The sequence below is a fragment of the Lysinibacillus sphaericus genome (assembly GCF_006864135.1).
Taxonomy (GTDB): Bacteria; Bacillota; Bacilli; order Bacillales_A; family Planococcaceae; genus Lysinibacillus.
Genome location: NZ_SADV01000047.1, coordinates 1 through 5,974, shown reverse-complemented (window position 1 = coordinate 5,974; position 5,974 = coordinate 1). Strand labels below are relative to the sequence as shown.

Genomic DNA, 5,974 nt, shown 5'->3' with positions numbered 1-5,974 from the left:
ATCGGCGCTAAAGAGCTTAACTTCCGTGTTCGGTATGGGAACGGGTGTGACCTCTTTGCCATCATCACTAGACTATTAGTTTTCAATATACTTCGTATGTTGAAAATCTTATGTATTTCGTTTTGAAGTTTTTATTACCTGTCCTTCAAGACAAGAATTATTGTATAACGTTTTCTCACATTGTGCAACACTTTTTTATAAAAAAAAGAAATTATTACTTTTCGAAGATATTTTTGTTATGTAAGAGAAATTATCACTCTGCTATTTATTATAACAATTGATTAATTAAAAGAAAACAATTAATTTATCAGAAGTATTTTATCTATTTTTTTTCATTAAAAAACACAGTTTTCCGATTTGAGCTACTCTTTTCTGATTGTCGAGACACTTCGCTTTTTACAAGAATCTTTAATCTACGACAGGATCAATCAGAGTAGCCCTCCGTTACAATCAACTAAAAAAGCAAAATATAAACGAAAAACTATTAATAGATTCAACTAACATGGCTGTTAATTTATAATTTCACAATTATTTAATGATAGTTTTCTAGTTTCATTTTATCCTCAATCATTTAAACCCTAAATTTCCTCTCAGGGGAAAGAACATTTCTGACGTTACACTTTCTTACCGAAAACTTCTGCTAAAGAAGTTAAATAACCGAAAGAGCCATTTGTAATTGAACAATTTCCTCAAATGTTGTTGCTGGACCAAAAGATACTCTAAAAAATTGACGTGCCGCTTCCATAGAATAGCCCATTGATAAAATCGCCTTCGTACCAGATTCACCATGGCTATCACAAGCACTTCCTGTGGAAATATATATCCCCGCTTCATTTAATTTTAACAAAACGTATTGACCCTCTACTCTTTTCATTAGTACACCACAAATATTAGGCAATTGCTCCTTACTCTCAATTATTTGACACGTTTCTTGTAATTTTCCCTTAAAACTTTGACGTAATGCTTCATAGTGCTTCCGCTCATATTGATAATCTTCAATCGCCGTAGCAAAAGCGACAATAGCTGGCGTATCTAATGTTCCTCCCCTTAACCCACGTTCATGCGTGACACCTGGTGCTAATGCAGGAACACGGAGCTTAGGATTGATATAAATAGCTCCACATCCTTTTGGCCCACCTATTTTATGAGCAGAAATTGTAATAGCATCTACTTTCTGCTTTAACGGAAGTTTACAGAAGGACTGTACACAATCAACATGCAAGAGAACGTTTGATTGTTTTGCAATCTCGGCTATTTCTTCAATAGGTTGAATAGAGCCTATCTCTGAATTTACATGTTGGATAGTGATTAAAGCCGTATCTTCTTGTATGGCTTCTCGTAGTTGCTCTACATGAATACAACCATCTTGCTGTAAAGGTAACTTCGTGACCACAAACCCCATTTTTTCAAGCGTATTTAAAGCCGCATGCACGGAAGTGTGTTCAGCTTGTGATGAAATAATGTGCTTCCCTTTATTTGACGCTAAAGCTAATGACAAAATCGAAATTAAATTGCCCTCCGTTCCGCTTCCAGTAAAAATGACACCGTCACTATTTACTCCAAGAGATTTTGCTACGACAGCTCTTGCCTGTTCAACAAAATAATGTGCTTGGCCCCCTAGATCATGTAGGCTTGCACTATTCCCATAATACTGCTTTGCTACCTCACAATATGCTTTAAGAGCTTTTGGAGTCATTGGAGAGGTTGAAGCGTAATCCAAATAAATCATCTTATTCTTCCCTTCTAGTTCATCAGGTCTTGTTTTCTCTTTTATTTTATGTAAAGATATGTGTCAAGACAACTGTAAAGAAGGTATATGTATGGATGTAATGACAGATGTACTTATTATTGGTAGCGGCGTTGCTGCACTTCAAACTGCTCGACTACTCGAAGGACATTTTCAAGTTCAGATAGTTACAAAATGTTCAATTAAAATGAGTAGTTCTTATCGTGCTCAAGGCGGTATTGCTGCCGTTACAAGTCAAGAAGATCATCCAAAGTTTCACATTGCTGATACGTTGATTGCTGGTGAATATCATCATGAAAGAAGGAATGTTGAAGTACTAATAGAAAACGGTACGGAAATTATGAGTGATTTATTAAATGAGGGCTTTCCAGTTGATCGACAAGTTGATGGGTCCCCCGCTCTAGGCTTAGAGGGGGCACATAGTCATCACCGTATTTTACATGCAGGTGGTGATAGTACTGGCCAAGTAATGATCGATTATTTGCTCAGACAACTTACATCTAATATCGTTGTGAATTGCTATGAAATGGCTTACGAGCTTTTATTGAATACAGATGGAGCTTGTGTTGGCGTTCTGACAAAAGGAGCAGAGGGAACGAAGCGCTACCTTGCCCACCACGTCATTCTAGCGACAGGAGGTGCGGGTGCTATATATTCTTGTACGTCTAACTTTGCTACGAATACTGGAGATGGTATCGCTTTAGCATATCGTGCTGGAGCTGCCATCAGTGATATGGAATTTATGCAATTTCATCCGAGCTTACTTTGGTGTGGAGGGCAGGCCAAAGGATTAGTCTCTGAAGCTGTCCGTGGCGCCGGAGGAAAGTTTGTCGATGCACTGCGTCATCCCATAATGAAAGGCATTCATGAGCAGTTGGACTTAGCACCACGCCATATTACTGCACATGCATTATTTAATAAACGTGCTGCTGGGCAGGAAACCTTTATTGATATTTCAAGTATCGAACACTTTGAAGAAAAATTCCCTACGATTGCTCAGCTTTGCTATGACAATCATGTTAATTTACAAGATGGATTAATTCCTGTAGCACCAGGTAGTCATTTTTTAATGGGTGGTGTTGTTGCTGATGACAAGGGAAGAACATCTATTCCTAATCTATATGCAATAGGTGAAGTTGCTTGTACTGGGGTGCATGGTGCCAATCGTTTAGCTAGTAACTCTCTTTTAGAAGGCATTACGTTTGGACAAAGAACAGCCCAATACATTATTCAAACAGGTTGTAAGCAAAATAGTTTCTTAATTGATGACAAACATCACCAACAAACAATGCCATCATTATTGACAAAAGATCAATTACGACAAATGATGATGTACACGTTAGGCATTGTGCGAAATCCTATCGATATGGAACAATTCGTACAACAATTGCCCTCAATGCAAACACTTCTTCATGTTGATTTAGATAGCTTGAATCGGCAGGAACTCGAACTTTACATGATGCATATTGTCGCTACATTAATGGCGCACGCGGCCATTACACGAAAAGAAACTCGTGGAGCACATATTCGCATTGACAGACCACAAGATGATCATCATTGGGCAAACCGTTGGATCATTTTTCAACAAGGACAGATGAAAGTGAGGAATTCATTATATGAATATCATCAAACTCGAGGAATTGCTAAAACAATTTTTTAATGAGGATATAGGTGATGGGGATTTTTCGAGTGAATTTATATTTTCTCCAGAACAGCAGGGATCTTTTTCTTTTTATGCGAAGGAGAGCGGCATTTTTTGTGGAGCCCCTATCATTAAGCATGGATTTCTTCTTCTTGATCAATCTATGGATATTACCCTTTATAAAAAAGATGGTGACAATGTCAATGCTGGTGATATTCTAGCTGTTATCCAAGGACCACTTCAAAAGTTATTAATGGGTGAGCGTGTAATTTTAAATCTTATCCAGCGCATGTCCGCTATTGCTACAGCTACAAATTTAGCGGTACGAGAAACAGCAGGTACAAATGCGAAAATATGCGATACACGCAAAACAATGCCCGGAATGCGTATGTTAGATAAGTATGCTGTTAGAATCGGTGGCGCCTATAACCATCGCAATGGTTTATACGATGCGATCATGCTGAAGGATAATCATATTGCTTTTGCAGGTAGTATTACTAAGGCCGTACAGATAGCCCGAGAGAAAATCGGTCACACCATTAAAATCGAAGTCGAAATCGAAACAAAAGCACAATTAGATGAAGCAATTGCAGCCGGCGCAGATATCATTATGTTTGATAATCGTAGCCCTGAAGAAATACGTGAATGGCTTCCAGTAGTTCCACCACATATTGCTACAGAAGCTTCAGGCGGCATTTCGCTTCATACCTTAAATACCTATGCAGAAACAGGTATTCAATGGATTTCACTCGGAGCACTAACACATTCAGTAAAAGCCTTTGATATTAGTGCACTAGTAAAAACGAAAGGAGCTAATTCCATTGTCCATCACTAGTTTATTACAACAAACATCACTACTACCAGAGCATTATCGTGGATTATCTAAAAATGACATGGAATCTCGCATTATAGCTATAAAAAAGAAATTAGGTAGTAAGCTCTTTATCCCTGGACATCATTATCAAAAAGATGAAGTGATTCAATTTGCAGATGCAACAGGGGATTCCTTGCAGCTTGCTCAATTATCAGCAGCTAACAAGGAAGCTGAACATATAGTATTTTGTGGCGTACACTTTATGGCGGAAACAGCTGATATGCTCACAACTGAACAACAGCATGTTTATTTACCTGATATGCGTGCAGGCTGTTCAATGGCAGACATGGCAGACATTTATCAAACAGAACAAGCATGGCCGATTTTACAGAAACTCTTTGGCGATACCATTATCCCTCTAACATATGTCAATTCTACTGCTGCCATTAAAGCATTTACTGGGCGTCATGGTGGAGCCTGCGTAACATCGTCCAATGCAAAAGAAATGGTTAAATGGGCATTTACGCAAAAACCACGTATTTTCTTTTTACCAGATCAACATTTAGGAAGGAATACTGCGTATGATTTAGGAATACCGCTTGAAAATATGGCAGTTTGGAATCCTCATACAAATATGCTCGAGACAGATCAGTCTCCAGAAAACATCCAAGTCATCTTATGGAAGGGACACTGCTCCGTCCACGAAGGTTTTACAGTTCAGCATACGAAGCTTATACGTCAAGTTCATCCAACTATGCGTATCATTGTTCATCCTGAATGTAATCGTGAAGTTGTTGCGGCTGCAGATGATGCAGGTTCTACAAAATACATTATCGATACGATTAATAAAGCACCGAGTGGTTCAGCATGGGCAATCGGTACAGAAATGAATCTTGTTAATCGGATAATCCAGCAGCACCCTGATAAGCAAATTATCTCTTTAAATAAGAACTTCTGTCCTTGTCTTACAATGAATCGAATTGACCTTCCCCATCTGCTTTGGTCCTTAGAAAGTATAGAGAAGGGGCAACCACATAATCGTATTCAAGTAGATGCTCACACTGCTGAAGAAGCACGTAGCTCACTTGAAAGGATGCTATTAAGGGCATAAAAGGCAAAACGTCTACTCATTTCTGGTAGACGTTTTGTTATTATAGTTACTGAGTCTTTTTCGCAAGCATGTTGTGATATTCATTATAAATAAATTTCATCTTAGAATCTTAAAAACTATTTTTATACAAAAAAATACAGTAGATGTAATTTACATCTACTGTATTTCAGTATGACCCGTACGGGATTCGAACCCGTGTTACCGCCGTGAAAGGGCGGTGTCTTAACCACTTGACCAACGGGCCAATGGCGGAGAAGGAGGGATTTGAACCCTCGCGCCGGTTACCCGACCTACACCCTTAGCAGGGGCGCCTCTTCAGCCTCTTGAGTACTTCCCCACAAAAAAATGGCTCCGAAGGCAGGACTCGAACCTGCGACAACCTGATTAACAGTCAGGTGCTACTACCAACTGAGCTACTTCGGAATAATGGTGGGCCTAAATGGACTCGAACCATCGACCTCACGCTTATCAGGCGTGCGCTCTAACCAGCTGAGCTATAGGCCCTTGGAGCGGGTGATGAGAATCGAACTCACGACATCAGCTTGGAAGGCTGAGGTTTTACCATTAAACTACACCCGCAAATATGGTGGGTCAGGACGGAATCGAACCGCCGACACTTAGAGCTTCAATCTAATGCTCTACCAACTGAGCTACTGACCC

The 5,974-nt window shown here is 39.4% G+C and carries 4 protein-coding genes, 6 tRNA genes and 1 rRNA gene; 3 read left to right on the top strand and 8 right to left on the bottom strand.

Going from position 1 to position 5,974, the window contains the following annotated elements; all coding sequences use genetic code 11:
- Positions 1-72, bottom strand: a 5S ribosomal RNA gene (gene rrf, locus C7Y47_RS24435); the annotation flags it as partial.
- A 577-nt stretch (positions 73-649) separates the two neighbouring features.
- Entirely contained in the window at positions 650-1,729 is a 1,080-nt protein-coding gene (locus C7Y47_RS24430; RefSeq protein WP_185903603.1) for a cysteine desulfurase family protein, read from the bottom strand.
- 91 nt (positions 1,730-1,820) lie between these two features.
- Between C7Y47_RS24430 and nadB the strand changes: the two genes are divergently transcribed.
- From nadB to nadA, 3 genes are read left to right on the top strand one after another with little or no spacing between them, the layout of a single operon-like run.
- Positions 1,821-3,407: an L-aspartate oxidase gene (gene nadB, locus C7Y47_RS24425; RefSeq protein WP_142511114.1), complete on the top strand. Its 1,587-nt coding sequence runs from the start codon at positions 1,821-1,823 to the stop codon at positions 3,405-3,407.
- A complete protein-coding gene (nadC, locus tag C7Y47_RS24420) occupies positions 3,364-4,224 on the top strand; it encodes a carboxylating nicotinate-nucleotide diphosphorylase (RefSeq protein WP_142511113.1) in 861 nt (286 codons plus the stop codon). The genes nadB and nadC overlap by 44 nt, the downstream gene beginning before the upstream one ends.
- Positions 4,211-5,314 (top strand): quinolinate synthase NadA, encoded by a 1,104-nt coding sequence (gene nadA / locus C7Y47_RS24415; protein WP_142511112.1) that lies wholly within the window; start codon positions 4,211-4,213, stop codon positions 5,312-5,314. Before nadC ends, nadA begins: the two co-directional genes overlap by 14 nt.
- A 172-nt stretch (positions 5,315-5,486) precedes the next feature.
- On the opposite strand, the gene C7Y47_RS24410 is transcribed toward nadA, so the two are convergent.
- The 6 genes from C7Y47_RS24410 to C7Y47_RS24385 all read right to left on the bottom strand — a co-directional run bounded on the left by C7Y47_RS24410 (position 5,487) and on the right by C7Y47_RS24385 (position 5,974).
- A tRNA-Glu gene (locus tag C7Y47_RS24410) sits at positions 5,487-5,558 on the bottom strand.
- Positions 5,559-5,560: 2 nt separating this feature from the next.
- Positions 5,561-5,651: transfer RNA gene (locus C7Y47_RS24405), tRNA-Ser, on the bottom strand.
- A gap of 9 nt (positions 5,652-5,660) precedes the next feature.
- A tRNA-Asn gene (locus C7Y47_RS24400) sits at positions 5,661-5,737 on the bottom strand.
- Between the two features lie 4 nt (positions 5,738-5,741).
- Positions 5,742-5,818, bottom strand: a tRNA-Ile gene (locus C7Y47_RS24395).
- Between the two features lies 1 nt (position 5,819).
- Positions 5,820-5,893, bottom strand: a tRNA-Gly gene (locus C7Y47_RS24390).
- A 5-nt stretch (positions 5,894-5,898) separates the two neighbouring features.
- Positions 5,899-5,974 (bottom strand) — tRNA-Phe (locus C7Y47_RS24385).